The following is a 15,870-nucleotide window of genomic DNA, read 5'->3' as shown; positions in this document are numbered from 1 at the left end:
GGGTATTCACATAACCTTGGCTTGATGAAAATCACTGTGGGAGCTGGCTTGCCAGCGATAGCGTCAGCACAGTCAACATCTTCCTTGACTGACCGACCGTTATCGCTGGCAAGCCAGCTCCCACAAGTTCCTGCGACAATCACACAATACCCTCTCAACCGTAGGGTTTGTGCCAGGCTCTGGGTCAGCGATCGGAGCGCATCAACTCGGCCAGGCCGCTGTCCAGCGACAACACTGCCGCACGATTGCGTCCGGCATTTTTTGCCTGATACAGCGCCGCATCGGCACGCTGGATAAACACTTCCGGACTGTCATTGCCGCTCGGAATAAACGAATAACAGCCCAGACTCACCGTCAGATACCCGGTCGGCGAGCCGCTGTGGATGATGTGCTTGTCGATCACACTGCGGCGGATCTGTCCGGCAATCGCCAGCGCGCCGTTGATGTCAGTGCCCGGCAACAACACCGCAAACTCTTCACCACCGTAGCGTACCGCCAGATCCGACTTGCGTTGGCAGCACGTCTGCAGCACCTGGGCGACCTGAGTCAGACAATGATCGCCGGCGACATGACCATAGGCATCGTTGTAGCGTTTGAAGAAATCGATATCGAGCATGATCAGGCTGACCGGGCTGACCTGCCGCGCGCCACGGGCGAATTCGATCTCCAGCGAACGCTCGAACAGACGTCGATTGGCCAGCCCGGTCAGGCTGTCGTGGGTCGCGATCTGCTCCAGCGTGCGCTGCGCCTTGCGCAGGTTTTTCTCGATCCGTTCGCCGTCACGCACCTGATGAATGAACACCCAGCCAAACAGGCCGATGCCGAGAATCACCAGGGCGACAATCACACTCGACTGAAACGCGCGCTCGTACCAGCCCTTGAGAATCGTGTCGCGCGAGGTCGCCGCCGACACCACCAGCGGATACGCCGCCAAGCGCCGATAGCCGTACAAACGCACAACGCCATCGACCACCGAATCGATCATCGCCGTGCCGGCAGCGGCCTCGGGCAGCAACGTGCGATAAATCCGCCCTTGCGCCAGCGACGTGCCGATCAGGTTTTCATCGAACGGACGGCGGGCGAGCAAGGTGCCGTCGCTCAGACCGAGAAACATGATGCCTTGGTCATCGAGGCTGAAGCTTTCGAAGAAGCGGTCGAAGTACGACATCTTGATCCCGGCCAGCAACACCCCCTGAAAATTGCCGGCATGATCATTGACGCGCTTGGAGATCGGGATGACCCACTCGCCGTTCTCGCGGCTGCGGATTGCCGGACCGATGTGCGCCAGCGTCGAGGCATTCTGCTGGTGAAACTTGAAGTACTCGCGGTCCGCCACGCCATTGCCACGGGGCAGATCGGCAAACGAGGTAATCACCCATTGGCCTTCGCGATCGAACAGGAACACCCCGTGCAACTGATCGAGTTGCTGCACCCGTCGGGCAAAAGTTCTTTGTAAACGCGGTTTCTGCGCGGCGCCGTAGCCGTCGTCCTGAATCCAGTCGACCAGGCTGGTCATCACCAGATCGGCGGCGAGGAATGTGTCCTCCGCCTGCTGCGCCATCGCCCGGGTCAGGTTGCTCGAAGCCACCTTCGCCACCGCCAGATCCTGCCGTCGCGACTGCTCCAGTTGCAGGTACAGCAAACCGCACAGGCACAGACTCACTGCAACGATAAACAGCACCGCGGCTTTGCGTAACGGCAGGCGTTTAAGCGCGCCGGGGGCCTGTTGCGGGTCGTGAATGGGGATAGGCAAAAGCAAGTCCTGGGCAGGTACGACAAGGGCGCCAGCGGGAAAACCCTTATGTTTGTGAGCGTAGCCCACCGGGATGTAGGGGGCAAACGCCTAGGTCCCACCCAGTTATATCGGCGCGCAGCGAGTTTGGATGATCGCTGTTCGCAGATTTATTTTCGATTGCCTCTTTAGGGTTAGTCAGTTGTGAAGGCTTTTTGAGCGGGTCGCAGCGTGGGTTGATGGAATTTTTGCGGGGAGAGTTGGCCGTGGATGCAGACGGGTATCTGATGACTCAGGCTTGCCGAAAGCCCTATGGCGAGGGATCTTAAGCCCTCGCCACAGGTTTAGTGTTCAGCCGATACACTCAGGCCTGTCAACGCGACGGCGGCACCCGAATATCCCCCGCCCGGCACTGGGTTTTCACGCCCTTGCCACACGCGCCGAACTGCAGATCCTTGCCCATGCACACGCGTACTTCCGACAACTCCGGGCCACTGCAAATGACGGCGATGCCATCCGCCGGAATGCCCGGGTTGGCCTTGCGGAACAGGTCGGCGATTTCCTGGGCTTCGAAGTAATAGGAACTGCTGAACGGTTGCAGTTCATCGGGGATTTTCACCGCCGCCACGGCTTTGTCCGCTTCATCCAGATAGCCCATTGCGCCGAGGCCGCTGCAGGTGCCGTGCTTGGACCATTCGTGGTCGAGCAGTTTTTTGGTCGGGAACAGCGTCAATCCCTGGGTGGTTTGCGCCGCGTTCAGCGCAGTCAGCGGCGGGCAGGATTCAGGCCAGCCACCCTTGGCGTATTGCGGCCACAAACCGTGCAGCACGAAGCCGTAGCCCTTGCCCGTGCACTGCGAGTCGTCCTTGTGCGTCAAACAAAAGGTCGGCGACCAGGACAACGCCAGCAGGTAGTAATCGAATACCCCCGCCACCGATTCCGCCTGGGCTTTGCTCGACTGTGATTGCCGCGCCGAACTCAAACCGATGCTACCGGCCGTCAGCGCAATCACTGCCAAAATTGTAAACAGCTTTTTCATGTACCCACTCCTTTGGGACGCCTGCGTCCGTGGTTTTCGATCCTGACCAGACTTGGCCAGCGCTGATTTCGCCATGCTTGTGTTGCAAGCGCATGACGCAAGGCAACGCCGCACGCCGTTGTAAGGTCTACGATTAACAGGCAGACATCAAACCAAGGGATCCGAAATGAGTAAAGCAGACGAACTCGCCGCCAAACTCAAGCAAACCCGGCACACCCATGCCGATGCCGCGCTGGAGATCGATTGCTGGCCGAAGCAGGTAGACAGCCTGTTCCACCGTATCGAAGAGTGGCTGAAACCGGTGATCGAAGTCGGCCTGAAGATTCGCCGCAATCCGACCCACGTTTGCGAAACTTCACCCGATGGTGAATCCCACGATTACGCCATCGACCAATTGGTGATCGAAGCCAATGATCGAAGCCTGACATTTGATCCCATCGCACGGTTTACCGAGGATGGCGCCGGGCGGGTGCAGATCATCCCGTCAGCCACGGACACCTATCTGCTGCGTACCGTGGATGAACACGGTGAAAGCCATTGGTGGGTGCAGTCGATTGAAACGGGCCAGCAGTTGGATGCCATCGCGCTGACCGAAAACAATCTTTTGCAGGCGGTGCAGGAAGGCCTCGGCCTCTAGCCCCGATTACTGCCGCCGCGCCGAGCAAAATTCGACGATCACCTGCGATACCGCATCGATTATCTGCGGATCAGCGTGAGGTGCGACAAACAAGCGGAACTGCGCATCCGGCAAATCCGGCAAGCCCTGTTCCGCGCCCAGCGCTGCCAACCCCTGCCCCACCTGACTCGCCGGCATCGGCGCCACGGCAAATCCTGACTGCGCCGCCGCGCGTAACCCGGCGGTGCTCGAGCACAGCATCGCGGTGCGCTGGGAAATGCCCGCCTGAGCCAAACGCGTCAGCGCTGCTTCACGATACGGACATGGTTCCGGAAACAGCGCCAGCGGCAATGGCGTCGGCAGTTGAATCACGGGTTGCGCGGCCCACGCCCACACCAGTGGTTCTTGCCAAAGCAAACGCCCCGACTCGCCGGTTTCGCACAGCGAGCCGATGACCATTTCCAGATCACCCTGCCGCATCTGGCCCAGCAACGTCCCCGGAATGTTCACCTGCACATCGATCTCCATCCCCGGATGCTGCGCCGCGCAATCCTGCAACGCGCGCAGCAACCGCGCCTCGACAAAATCCTCAGACACGCCAATCCGCACCCGCCCCTGAAACGGCGTGCGCTTGAGCTGCGCCCAGGCATCGCGGTTCAGCGCCAGAATCGTCCGCGCATAGGCGATCAAACGCTCGCCGTCGGCGGTGAGTTGCTGAGAACGAGTGGTGCGCTTGAGCAGCGGTTTGCCGATTTGTTCTTCGAGTCGGCGCAGATGGCCGCTGACCGCCGATTGGGTCAGATGCAGTTTTTCTGCGGCACGACTGAAGCCGTCCTCATCGACAACGGTCACAAAGGTCTTGAGCAGCAGGGCGTCAAACATAGTTAGATACGTGATCAATGGATGATTTATTCACGATTTATAGTTTGAAGAGAGCTATGTTGCAATGCCTCTCACTCACTCCACCGACTGCCGAGGCTTCACGTGACCACCCTTCTGCACATCGAATGCTCACCGCGCAAACAACGCTCTGCCTCACTGCAAGTGGCCCGCAGCTTCATCGACCGTTATCTGCAGCATCAGCCGCAGACCCACGTCGAAACCCTGGATCTGTGGAGCTTGCACCTGCCGGAGTTCGACGAGGAAGCGATGAACGCCAAGTACGCCGGCCTCAGCGGTACGCCGCTGACGCCCGCCCAACAATCGGCGTGGAATGAACTCAAGCACCTCGCCGCGTACCTGCATCGCGCCGACCTGATTGTGCTGTCGGTGCCACTGTGGAATTTCAGCATTCCCTACAAACTCAAGCACTTCATCGACCTGGTGTCGCAGAAAGACATCCTCTTCAGCTTCGATCCGCAGCATGGTCTGCAAGGTCTGCTGAAAAACAAAACCGCCGTGGGCGCCTATGCGTGCGGGATGGATTTCTCGGCGCAATCGGCCACGCCCGCCGAACGCTTCGATTTTCAGAAACCTTATGTGGCCGCGTGGCTCGAGTTTATCGGCATCAGCGATGTGCATGAGTTGAGCGTCGAGAAGACCATTCTCGGCGAAGACATTGATCGTGAGTCGCGGCTCGCGGCGTCACAACAGGCGCGGGATCTGGCCGATCATCTCGCCTGCTGAAGCGGTCAAAACAGTCATCCGCCGCTCAGCGATCCATTCTGATGACACTCACTAAAGGCTTTTACTACACTGGGCCACCTTCCCTTTCAGAAGCCCCCAGCTCAATGACAATTCTAAAAAGCACGATGACTCTCTGCGGTGCGCTGACATTGGCCACCGCCGTTCAGGCTCAGGAACCCCCTTCGCACCTCGACAGCATCCAGCAACAAGGCCAGTTGCGCGTGTGCACCACCGGCGACTACAAGCCCTATACCTTCAAACGCCCCGACGGCGACTTCGAAGGCATCGACATCGCCATGGCCCGCTCGCTGGCCGACAGCCTCGGCGTCAAAGTGCAATGGGTGCAAACCACCTGGAAAACCCTGATGCCGGACATGCAGGCCGGCAAGTGCGACATCGGTATGGGCGGCATTTCGGTGACGCTCGAACGGCAGAAAAAAGCCTACTTCAGCAACACCCTCGACACCGACGGCAAGATCCCGCTGGTACGCTGCGCCGATGTCAGCAAGTACCAGACAGTCGAACAGATCAACCAGCCCGGCGTGCGCCTGGTCGAACCCGCCGGCGGTACCAACGAAGCCTTCGTCCACGCCTTCCTGCCCAAAGCGCAACTGGCCCTGCACGACAACGTGACGATCTTCCAGCAACTGCTCGACAACAAGGCCGACGTGATGATCACCGACGCCTCGGAAGCGCTGTATCAGCAGAAACTCAAGCCTGGCTTGTGCGCGGTGAATCCGCATCAGTACATGCAGTACGGCGAGAAGGCTTATCTGCTGCCGCGCGATGACATCAGCTGGAAACTGTACGTCGATCAGTGGCTGCACTTGAGCAAAGTCACCGGCAAGTATCAGCAAACCCTGAGCGAATGGATTGCCGTACCTGCCGCGCAGTAATCCTTAATCGTCATGCAGCATGCCGGAGCTGTACTGATTGAGGCTGCTGCCAATACTGTTGCCGCCAAACTTCAACGTATTGGCGTTGCGCCCCTCCGGCGACTGACAGTCGCTGGAGAAACAACTGGTGGAGGTCAAACCACCCGCGCCGGAACAGGCACTCAATACCGATACTGCAGCAGCAATCAACAGCACTTTGACGACAGTAAGGCGCATGGCACGACTCCCCTCGGGATGAACAGCGTCGATCTTGTCTGAACATCCTAGGCCTGCGCCGCACCCGGCAAGATGAAACTTTGCTCATCGACAGGGGGACTACCAACGCTGAATGGCTCAACAAAGGTCCGGCGCTGAGCCAAGTTATCGAGCGGATCAGTGCGAGCTGAAAGAGATCATCTCTCCAGCCACGCACTCGTCGGGATCTGCGCCAATGATTTGAAGGCAGGCCTGGCGAACCAGTAACCCTGCATCAAGTAAATACCGCAATCGGCGAGAAAATCTCGTTCCTCGGCATCTTCTATGCCCTCGGCGATCACCTCCACGCCCAACTCTCTACACATGTTCACCACGTTACGCACGATGGTCTGGCGCACCCGGTCACGGTGAATATTGCGGATCAACGCCATATCCAGCTTGATAAGATCCGGTTGAAAATCCGCCAACAAGTTAAGGCCGGAATAGCCTGCGCCAAAGTCGTCGATCGCCGTCTTGAAACCAAACTCGCGATACTCACGCAAGATAGTCATCAAATGCTTGTTGCTTTCAACGTGCTCGCCTTCTACTGCTTCGAAGATCAGCCGCTCCAGCGGAAAGCCGTAAGTGCGCGCCGCTTCCAGCGTGCTGCGAATACACATCTGAGGCCGGTAAACGGCATTCGGCAAAAAATTGATCGACAGGTACTGCGTCATCCCTAACTCAGCCGCCGTGGAAATCGCCCGCACACGACACAGTTGATCGAATCGATAACGGTTTTGATCGTCCACCTGCTCCAGGACAGACAAGGCACCTTCACCCTTCACGCCTCGAACCAACGCTTCGTGGGCAAACGTCGTTTGATCGCGCAGATCCACAATGGGCTGAAAGGCGAAGGCAAAATCCATGTCCGACATGCCTTTGCTCTTACAGCCCTGGCAGCCTCCGGCAGACGCGAATGATGTTGGAAAGTCGGTCATGACACCCTCTGATAACGGGTTGTAACCTTCCATGGCGGTTAATAAACAGCCGCAGGACTGACTCATCTGCAAACCAGGCGACAACTGCAGCCCGACGGCGCCTGAATATTTGAAGGCGCCGCGTGCTCTACATACAAATGATCAGGTGCGGAAATGCGCGGTCATTCGCTGCAGGTCCTGCCCCAGTGACGCCAACTCGACCGTCGCAGCCGCACTCTCCTCACTGGCAACCGCCGACTGGTCAGCCACATCCCGTACGCTGACGATGCTGCGATTGATCTCGTCGGCCACGGCACTTTGCTGCTCGGCAGCGGCCGAGATTTGCAGGCTCATCTCCTGGATCGTACCGATGGACTGGTTGATCTCGGTGATTGCCAACTCGGCCTTCTGCGCCAACACCACCGTATCGAGGGTGCGCTCGCGGCTGGAGGCCATCAGTGTCGAGGCCGCTTGCGCGCCTTGTTGCAGGGTGACAATCAGCGCTTCGATTTCCTTGGTCGAGTCCTGTGTCCGCTGCGCCAGCGAGCGCACTTCGTCTGCCACCACGGCGAACCCACGCCCCTGTTCTCCCGCCCGCGCGGCTTCGATTGCGGCGTTCAACGCGAGCAGATTGGTCTGCTCGGCGACGGCTTTGATGACATCGATCACTTTGCCGATCTGCTCACTGTCCTGAGACAGCACGTTCATCGCGCCGCCCAACTCTTCAATGGCCAACGCGAGCTCACTGATCTGCAACGTCGCCTGCTTCACCACCGTACTGCCGTGGCGCGCCTGTTGATCGGCCAGGGTCGCGGCGGCGGACGCATCGGTCGTGTTACGCGCAACTTCCTGCACCGTCGAAGCCATTTCGTGCATCGCCGTGGCGACTTGATCCACTTCGCTTTTTTGCTGACGCACGCCAGCGCTGGTCTGCTCGCTCATGGCCGAGAGCTTTTCCGCAGAAGTGGAAATATGCGTCACGCCATTGCCGATACCTTGCACCAGTGTGTTGAGGTTTTGCGCCATGTCCTGCATCGCATTTTGCAGATCGCCCAACTCGTCTTTGCGGTTTGATTTGGCCTGTACCGTCAGATCGCCCTTGGCAATCCGTCGAGCCAGTTCAACCGTCAGCGCCAGCGGTGCAGTGATCTGGCGCGAGATGACCACCGAAGCAAACAGCCCGATCACCAGCGCCAACACGGTCAATACGGCGATCTGAACAAAGGCTGAGTGCTGATCTTCACGCGCCAGGCGCTGCTGGGTGTCCATCAGGCCATTCATGATCTTGTCCATCGCCTTGCTTTCCTGGTCGACCTGCTCGCGCATGTTCTGCTTCTGCTCAAACAGCTCGGCCACTTCCACCAATACTTCGCGATAACGACGCATCCCGGCGTGCGCTTCTTCCAGTTGACTCGACAGGGTCGCCGGCAAGTTGCTACGCGCCTTGGTGATATCACTCAAGAAGGTATCGATGGTTTCCATCATCAGTTTTTTGTTCGCGTCGTTAGGCACCGCAATGTAACGACGCAACATCAGGCGAAACGTGGTCATGCCATTGCGCAAGTCGGCCACCGTGCGCAGATCCCGAACGCGTTCGCCGTCGGCAGACGCCAGCGCATTGGTCGTGGTGGCTTCAAGCATGCCGGCAAAAGTTTGCGCGTACTTGTCCGACAGCGCAGTCAGCGGTTTCAGGGCATCGGTGGTCGACTGATCAGCAGCGATCAGCCGCTTGACCTTTTGGTCGTAGGTGACAATCGTGGATTGCAACGCCTTCAAGGCTTGCTGGTTTTCAGCGCGCGTCAACGTGTCCAGCGCCTTGCTCACAAGGCCCTGCAAGACATTCAACTGCGCGTTATAGGACTCGGCGAACGCTGCGTCAGCCGCGGCCTCGTACTGTTTCTCAGACAGACGCATATCTTGCGTCGCGTCATTCAACGTGCCGATCAGACGCGTCGTACTCAAGCGATCAACCAGCACGCTGTTGCTGTTATAGCCAATGAAGGCAACCGCCAAAACGGCCAGCAGAAGAATGCCGAAGCCGGTTCCCAGCTTGCGGGAAACTTTGATGTCACCCAGGAAATTCGATGCTACTGCCATATTCAGCCTCAAACGCCCTGACGCGAAACGCCAGGCACAAAAAATTGATCTCTGGTAACCACAGTCACCGTCCAGACATTCGGGGGTCGTCATCCAAGGCGTAATACGGGACGCTCCAACTGTCCCGGAAATGCAAATGCAGATGCTGTTGAAGCGTCGAGAAACACCCGACGCGAGCACCGGCAGACAAACCCATCACGTCGCAGACAGGGCGTCTGCACGCTGGATTTATCGTTTCAGCAAAGGTGTCTGGAGGGATGCTAGTAATTTTGCGAAAACTTGTACAACTTTATATTTTTGTACAATCGTTGAACTTTTTGAGCGGTGTGATGACGCATTGCCATCATGGTTTATGGCACATCGCTACTGGCGAAAAACCAGGCTGAAAATGCTGAATCAGACGCCTGCCGACTCAGTCCTTTGCTGGCTTGGGAATCGCAATCCGGCTCCCAGTCTTGACCTCGCGCAACGCCAGACTCGACTGAATGGAGGCAATCCCCACCTGACGCCTGAGCACCTGCTCAATGAAGTCGCTGTAGCTATCAAGATCCTCCGCCAACACCTGCAACACATAATCGGCATCGCCGGTGATCTTGTGGCAGGCCACCACCTGCGGCAATTGCGCAATCACCGCCTCGAAGGCGTCCGGCGCGTGGTCGGCGTGGGTGGAAAAACGAATGTGCACGAACGCCATGATATCCAGCCCGAGCATTCGCCGATCAAGATTGGCCTGATAGCCCTTGATGACTCCCGCCTCCTCCATGCGCTTGCGCCGCCGCCAGCACGGCGTAAGGCTCAGCGACAGTCGCTCGCTGAGTTCAGCGTTGGAAATACTCGCGTCCTCCTGCAACAACTCAAGAATCGCCAGGTCGGTCTCGTCGAGGCTGATGCGTTTGGATATTTTTTTCTGCATGACGCCATTCCTGAGTAAAAACGCCCGATTAATCAACCAAACCACGAAAACAAAGCAAAGAAAGCGCAGCCAAGCCGGAACAGAATATTTGCACTAGCTAACAATAACGGATGCGCAGAATGTTTACAGTTTTCAGTGATTCCCACCGTTTGCACCACGGCACCGAATTGAAAGACGGCGTGCTCAAGCCGTCGTTCGAACAACCGAGTCGGGCCGACACCGTGCACAACCGCGTGAAACAGGTCGGCCTCGGGCAGATCGTTGAACCACGCGCGTTTGACCGCTCGTGCTACGTCAACGCGCACAGCGAGCGCTACGTCAGTTTTCTCGAAACTGCCTGGGCCGAATGGAGCGCAACCGGTCGCACTCACGACGCCTTGCCACTGGTCTGGCCAGTGCGCGATCTAGCCGGCGAAGAGGTGCCGACGTTCATCGACGGAAAGCTCGGTTTTTATGCGATGGATGCCGGCTCACCGATCACCGCCACGACCTGGCAAGCGGTAAAAACCAGCGCCGATATCGCCCTCACTGGCCTGGCCCTGCTCGATGAAGGCCACGACAGTGCCTTCGCCCTGTGCCGTCCGCCCGGCCATCACGCCGCGCGCGAATACATGGGCGGTTATTGCTACCTCAACAACGCCGCCATTGCCGCGCAACAAGCCATCACCCAAGGCGCCAAACGTGTCGCGGTGCTCGACGTCGACTTCCATCACGGCAACGGCACGCAGAACATTTTTTACCAGCGCAGCGACGTCATGTTCGTCTCGTTGCACGGCGAACCGGCGGTGTCCTATCCGTACTTTTCGGGTTACAGCCACGAAGTCGGCGCGGGTGTCGGCGAGGGTTACAACCTCAACTATCCCCTGCCGAAAAACACCACCTGGGAGAGCTACCGCAACGCCCTGCTCCACGCCTGCAAAAAGCTCCAGCAGTTCGCCCCTGAAGTGCTGGTGATTTCCCTCGGTGTCGACACGTTCAAGGACGACCCCATCAGCCACTTCCTGCTGGAAAGCGAGGATTTCATCGGCATCGGTGAACTGATCGCCAGCGTCGGCTGCCCGACTCTGTTCGTCATGGAGGGCGGCTACATGGTCGATGAGATCGGTATCAATGCGGTCAACGTGCTGCACGGTTTCGAGAGCAAACGCAGCTGAGCCAGCCCGCGCGCTACAACCTTTCAATGACTGGATCGGAGAATAAGACCATGACGCTTTTTATTGATGTCGATGATGCTGCACGCCTGTTCACCCAAGTCGGTATCCGCCGCGCCATTCGCGAAATGGCCGGCTACATCGAAGCGGATTACGCACGCTGGGCGCAGTTTGATAAATCGCCGCGCACGGCCAATCACTCGGCGGACGGCGTGATCGAGTTGATGCCCACCGACGACGGCCAGCAGTACTCGTTCAAATACGTGAATGGCCACCCGAACAACGGCCAGCAGAATCTGCTCACGGTCATGGCCTTCGGTCTGCTGGCCGATGTGCAGAGTGGCTACCCCACCCTACTCAGCGAACTGACACTGACCACCGCCGTTCGCACCGCCGCAACCTCGGCGCTGGTGGCGAAATCGCTGGCTCGCCCGGGTGCGACCTCAATGGCCCTCATTGGCAACGGTGCGCAAAGTGAATTTCAGGCGCTGGCCTTCCATGAAATGTTGGGCATCACTGAAATCCGCATCTTCGATATCGATCACGACGCTTCACTCAAGTTGAAGCACAACCTCGCGGCGTACCCGGACATCGACGTGATTCTGGCCAGCTCGGTGAAGGACGCGGTAAAGGGCGCGGACATCGTCACCACCGTTACCGCCGACAAAGCCTACGCAACGATTCTGACCCCCGAGATGATCGAGCCCGGCATGCACATCAACGCGGTCGGCGGTGACTGCCCGGGTAAAACCGAACTGCACGCCGAAATCCTGCGCAACGCCCGGGTCATCGTCGAATTCGAACCGCAAACGCGCATTGAAGGCGACATTCAGCAACTGGCAGCCGATTCCCCGGTGATCGAGTTTTTCCGGATTGTGCAGGGCGAAGTCGCCGGACGCGAAAACGATGCGCAGGTGACGGTGTTCGATTCGGTGGGTTTTGCCCTTGAGGACTTTTCCTCACTGCGTTACGTGAATGACCTGGCTCAGGCACAGCAAATCGGCCAGCGCATCCACCTGGTGCCGACGCCGTCCAACATCAAAAACCTCTTCCAACTGCTCGATCCGCAACCGGCCAAAGCCTCGCGTCTGCGCACCGTCAGTTGATCGGTAATCGCCGCCCCCCAGCCACAGGGGGCGATTCACCTTGTGCTTAGCCGCTGCACCTCTAACAAGAACGCTCGACACCTACTTTCTGCCAAAACTCAAAAACATAAAATCAAGAGGTTTTGCAATGAAATCGACCCCTTCCGGGCTGCCTGAACAGCCCGCGCTGCAGCGCACGCTCAGCAATCGTCATATCCAGTTAATGGCCATGGGCGGTGCCATCGGGACCGGACTGTTCATGGGCTCCGGAAAGATCATCGCGCTCTCCGGGACGTCGATCATCCTCATCTACATGATCATCGGCCTGTTCGTGTTTTTCGTCATGCGCGCCATGGGCGAAATGCTCCTGTCCAACCTCAACTTCAAAACCTTCGCCGACTTCGCCGGTGCCTACCTCGGCCCGCGCGCGGCGTTCTTCCTCGGCTGGTCGTACTGGCTGAGCTGGAGCGTGGCGGTGATCGGCGATGCCGTCGTGGTCGGCGGCTTCTTCCAGTACTGGTTCCCCGACGTACCGGCGTGGATACCCGCCGTCGGCATGCTGGCAACCCTGTTCGCCCTCAACGTGCTGACCGTCAGGCTGTTCGGTGAAGTGGAATTCTGGTTCGCGATCATCAAGATCATCGCCGTCGTGACCCTGATCGGCGTCAGCACCGTGCTGATTGCCAGCTCGTTCGTCTCGCCCAGTGGCGTCACCGCGTCCCTGAGTCACCTGGTGGACAAACAGGCGGCGTTCCCCAACGGTTTGTTCGGCTTCTTCGCCGGATTTCAAATGGCGATCTTCTCCTTCGCCGGCACCGAACTGATCGGCACCGCCGCCGCCGAAACCCGCTCGCCAGAGAATACCCTGCCCAAAGCGATCAACTCGATTCCGCTGCGGATCATCCTGTTCTACGTCCTGGCACTGACCTGCATTATTGCCGTGACCTCGTGGCAACAGGTTTCTCCAGTCAAAAGCCCCTTTGTCGAACTGTTCCTCGTCGCCGGGTTTCCCGCAGCCGCCGGCATCGTCAACTTCGTGGTCCTGACCTCAGCGGCCTCCTCGGCCAACAGCGGCGTGTTTTCATCGAGCCGCATGCTGTTCGGGCTGGCCAACCAAGACAACGCCCCCGGCATATTCCGCCGACTGTCGAGCAACAGCATGCCGCTGCTGAGCCTGGCGTTCACCACGCTGTTGATGCTGGTCGGCGTGCTGGTGCTGTTCATCGTGCCGGAAGTCATGACCGCGTTCACCATCGTCTCCACCGTGTCGGCGATTCTGGTGATCTTCACCTGGTCGACCATCCTCGCGTCTTACATCGCCTACCGGAAAAAACGCCCGGATCTGCATGCGAAATCGGCTTACAAGATGCCGGGCGGTGTGCCGATGGCTTGGTTCTCGTTGGCGTTTTTGGGGTTTGTGCTGGGGTTGCTGGCGTTGCGGCCTGATACGCGGATTGCGTTGATGGTCATGCCGGGGTGGTTTGTTTGGCTGGGGATTGCTTACCAGTTGACGCGGATGAGGAAGCCGAAATCTGCGGTTGAGTCGGCGGGTCAGTTTGGTTAGAGCTGCGAGCGAAAGCCGTCACCTGGAAGTGACGGCTTTTGGTTATCAGTGAACGAGCATTTCACCTGCCCACGGCGGGACAGGCTTTACGCCTTCACCTCAACGTTATCCAACGCCTGATTCACCGCCAACTCCCCCAACATCACCACCTGCGCAATGCCCAAAGCGGTTTTGCGGTGTGAGGGTTCGAGTGCTGCGGCGAAGTTGTTGAGCATCTCCGAGGCGGAACTCAGCGTTTCACTGGCGTTGGCCAGCAGGGATTCCGAGTCGTACTTTGGGTTGGCGAGGTACATGCGCTCGGGCTCGTTGACGCTGGCCATGATGTGGCCGGCGGGAAGGAGGTAGTGATCGAGGGCGCGTTCGGCGGCTTCGTGGAGTTTTTTGGAGTTGAGGGATTCGTAGGGGGATGCGGGATCGGTTTCTGGTGGGTTGGGCGTTACTTTGAACATAGATGGAACCTCTAGCGCGATTACTAAAAGGAGCCATCACCCACGCTACCAAACGATGGGTGGCGGACATACGCGGGTTGGTAGACCGGTCGCACTAGAACCCGGCGCCCACGAATGGGCCCCACGCATGACCACCATGAAATCCGAGTCCTGGGAAAGCGACTGAATTTGGTGATGCGATGCATCTAGACACGAAGCGGGCTACCAAACCCGATCACTGGTTTTCAGTGATGTGGGGACGATAGAACCTGCGGGCTAGACGCACAAGCCGGGGGATTCTGTCTTAGCTGTAGGGGGTGGCGCAAGGTGTTGTAGGGTATTGCTTATGACGAGCAGCATCCTTTAAACAAATGCAGCTTCATCATGTTTGGCTTCCAAGTGGATAAAGGAATTTCCACGTCACACACCCAGAGCATTAAAAATGCAACTCGAGACTAATTGGGAAGACCAATATGCGCGATTCCTGCCATGAGTCACCAAAGAAAAAAGTGTCGAGCACATAGCACTCGACACGCGTAGATCTATTTTTCCTTTTTACAAACATCCGTCCTGAACGAGTATCCTTGCGCACCTTCCTTTATTATCAAATACTGTCCATCCTCTCCTTTTATACCTCGCTCTTTCTCACCCAGTGTGCAATTTGTAAAACTTCTACCCTCTAACAAGTACAATGAAAATGGCAATTGTTTATCCAAAAAACTGTCATAGCCACGAGCCCATTCTTGCCCTTCAGTCTTCACAAATACGAACAGTAGTAAAAAAGCAAAAAAACGAGCAGCCAGCGTTGTCTTGGCAAGAAAGCTGCTAAATATCTTTCCAACAAAACTAAAGCAAGGATTCTGAGCCAAGTCTTTACCCATAAGTAAAAACATAAAAACTATTGGAAGAAAAACAAAACTCATAGTCAGCAAAAAAACCGAAACAACCCACGCAAACAACGGAATCATTATTACCGTGAGTATCGCCTTTGTGTAGGTAACTGATATGAAGTCTACTTTCGTTACGATATTGATAGCATTCTCCGACAGTCCAAGGGCGACATTAGACAGTAAGAAATAAACAACAAGCAAGAATGCCTTACCTAAGGAAGACTCCCAAATCCGCTTATAAACCATGACAAGATCTGAAGTAACTCCAAGCCCTAGCATGAGCATTACAAAATACAGAAGATTAACACCCCCATGAAACCCAACAAGTCGCATTACAATTACACTGAGTGCGATAGAGTAACCAAACGCATACAATTTTTGACTTCTTGATGCCGTTGAACAAAATACAGCGTTTTTATCCATAAGCCATTTGGCGAAGCGCTGACGCCCACTCAGTTCGAAATTGCTATCCTGCGTACTGTTCAATTTTAGTTCCATCCAAATTTTCATTGCTGGGTTATCTTGGGCCGGATCAAAGAGATCCAGACGCCGCACACTATTTTTTCACAAAACGGGTCGCTTCAACGAATCGAATGGATACAGAGCCTGCCCCTTAACGGTCCCGATGCCCAATTCGCTAACCACTCCCTCAGCAATGCCCGCACGGCCTTTGTTGTGCGGG

The 15,870-nt window shown here is 57.2% G+C and carries 15 protein-coding genes and 1 pseudogene; 6 read left to right on the top strand and 10 right to left on the bottom strand.

Annotation, left to right across the window (positions count from 1 at the left end; genetic code table 11):
* Positions 1-184 precede the first annotated feature (184 nt).
* Positions 185-1,753, bottom strand: coding sequence for a sensor domain-containing diguanylate cyclase (locus M5G26_RS18120; protein ID WP_273916141.1), 1,569 nt, complete (start codon positions 1,751-1,753; stop codon positions 185-187).
* 352 nt (positions 1,754-2,105) lie between these two features.
* Positions 2,106-2,771, bottom strand: a complete 666-nt coding sequence (locus M5G26_RS18115) for a ribonuclease T2 (RefSeq protein WP_273916140.1) — start codon at positions 2,769-2,771, stop codon at positions 2,106-2,108.
* A gap of 166 nt (positions 2,772-2,937) precedes the next feature.
* Here M5G26_RS18115 and M5G26_RS18110 point away from each other — a divergent pair, with 166 nt between their 5' ends.
* On the top strand, positions 2,938-3,408 hold the full coding sequence (locus tag M5G26_RS18110; RefSeq protein WP_273916139.1) for a hypothetical protein: 471 nt from the start codon (positions 2,938-2,940) through the stop codon (positions 3,406-3,408).
* Between the two features lie 6 nt (positions 3,409-3,414).
* Here the strand turns inward: M5G26_RS18110 and M5G26_RS18105 are convergent, their stop codons facing one another.
* A complete protein-coding gene (locus tag M5G26_RS18105) occupies positions 3,415-4,269 on the bottom strand; it encodes a LysR substrate-binding domain-containing protein (protein WP_273916138.1) in 855 nt (284 codons plus the stop codon).
* A 102-nt stretch (positions 4,270-4,371) separates the two neighbouring features.
* Between M5G26_RS18105 and M5G26_RS18100 the strand changes: the two genes are divergently transcribed.
* Both M5G26_RS18100 and M5G26_RS18095 read left to right on the top strand, forming a co-directional pair.
* Positions 4,372-5,013, top strand: coding sequence for an FMN-dependent NADH-azoreductase (locus M5G26_RS18100; RefSeq protein ID WP_273916137.1), 642 nt, complete (start codon positions 4,372-4,374; stop codon positions 5,011-5,013).
* 104 nt (positions 5,014-5,117) lie between these two features.
* On the top strand, positions 5,118-5,909 hold the full coding sequence (locus M5G26_RS18095) for a transporter substrate-binding domain-containing protein (protein ID WP_273916136.1): 792 nt from the start codon (positions 5,118-5,120) through the stop codon (positions 5,907-5,909).
* Positions 5,910-5,912: 3 nt separating this feature from the next.
* Here M5G26_RS18095 and M5G26_RS18090 read toward each other — a convergent pair whose 3' ends face one another.
* From M5G26_RS18090 to M5G26_RS18075, 5 genes and pseudogenes are all read right to left on the bottom strand, one after another.
* Complete coding sequence (locus tag M5G26_RS18090; RefSeq protein WP_273916135.1) at positions 5,913-6,125, bottom strand: hypothetical protein; 213 nt, start codon at positions 6,123-6,125, stop codon at positions 5,913-5,915.
* A 176-nt stretch (positions 6,126-6,301) separates the two neighbouring features.
* Entirely contained in the window at positions 6,302-7,081 is a 780-nt protein-coding gene (gene rimA / locus M5G26_RS18085; RefSeq protein WP_273916158.1) for a S6 modification regulatory phosphodiesterase RimA, read from the bottom strand.
* 141 nt (positions 7,082-7,222) lie between these two features.
* A complete protein-coding gene (locus tag M5G26_RS29560) occupies positions 7,223-8,002 on the bottom strand; it encodes a methyl-accepting chemotaxis protein (protein WP_443218392.1) in 780 nt (259 codons plus the stop codon).
* Between the two features lie 78 nt (positions 8,003-8,080).
* Positions 8,081-9,157, bottom strand: a pseudogene (locus M5G26_RS29555) (methyl-accepting chemotaxis protein); the annotation flags it as partial.
* Positions 9,158-9,569: 412 nt separating this feature from the next.
* Entirely contained in the window at positions 9,570-10,070 is a 501-nt protein-coding gene (locus M5G26_RS18075; protein WP_103306326.1) for an Lrp/AsnC family transcriptional regulator, read from the bottom strand.
* 119 nt (positions 10,071-10,189) lie between these two features.
* On the opposite strand from M5G26_RS18075, the gene M5G26_RS18070 reads away from it, so the two are divergent.
* The 3 genes from M5G26_RS18070 (at position 10,190) to M5G26_RS18060 (ending at position 13,870) form a co-directional block, all read left to right on the top strand.
* Positions 10,190-11,224, top strand: coding sequence for a histone deacetylase family protein (locus tag M5G26_RS18070; protein ID WP_007915526.1), 1,035 nt, complete (start codon positions 10,190-10,192; stop codon positions 11,222-11,224).
* Positions 11,225-11,274: 50 nt separating this feature from the next.
* Positions 11,275-12,327 (top strand): ornithine cyclodeaminase, encoded by a 1,053-nt coding sequence (locus M5G26_RS18065; protein WP_273916133.1) that lies wholly within the window; start codon positions 11,275-11,277, stop codon positions 12,325-12,327.
* Positions 12,328-12,454: 127 nt separating this feature from the next.
* Positions 12,455-13,870: an amino acid permease gene (locus tag M5G26_RS18060; RefSeq protein ID WP_273916132.1), complete on the top strand. Its 1,416-nt coding sequence runs from the start codon at positions 12,455-12,457 to the stop codon at positions 13,868-13,870.
* Between the two features lie 86 nt (positions 13,871-13,956).
* Here the strand turns inward: M5G26_RS18060 and M5G26_RS18055 are convergent, their stop codons facing one another.
* The gene (locus M5G26_RS18055; RefSeq protein ID WP_122608670.1) at positions 13,957-14,319 is read right to left on the bottom strand and encodes a DUF6124 family protein; all 363 of its coding nucleotides are present in this window, start codon (positions 14,317-14,319) and stop codon (positions 13,957-13,959) included.
* A 521-nt stretch (positions 14,320-14,840) separates the two neighbouring features.
* Positions 14,841-15,743 (bottom strand): hypothetical protein, encoded by a 903-nt coding sequence (locus tag M5G26_RS18050; RefSeq protein ID WP_273916131.1) that lies wholly within the window; start codon positions 15,741-15,743, stop codon positions 14,841-14,843.
* Positions 15,744-15,870 lie beyond the last annotated feature (127 nt).

The organism is Pseudomonas sp. TNT2022 ID642 (assembly GCF_028656995.1).
In the GTDB taxonomy this organism is placed as follows: Bacteria; Pseudomonadota; Gammaproteobacteria; order Pseudomonadales; family Pseudomonadaceae; genus Aquipseudomonas.
The sequence above is the reverse complement of the archived record's forward strand: the minus strand, read 5'-3'. Positions and strand labels throughout refer to the sequence as shown.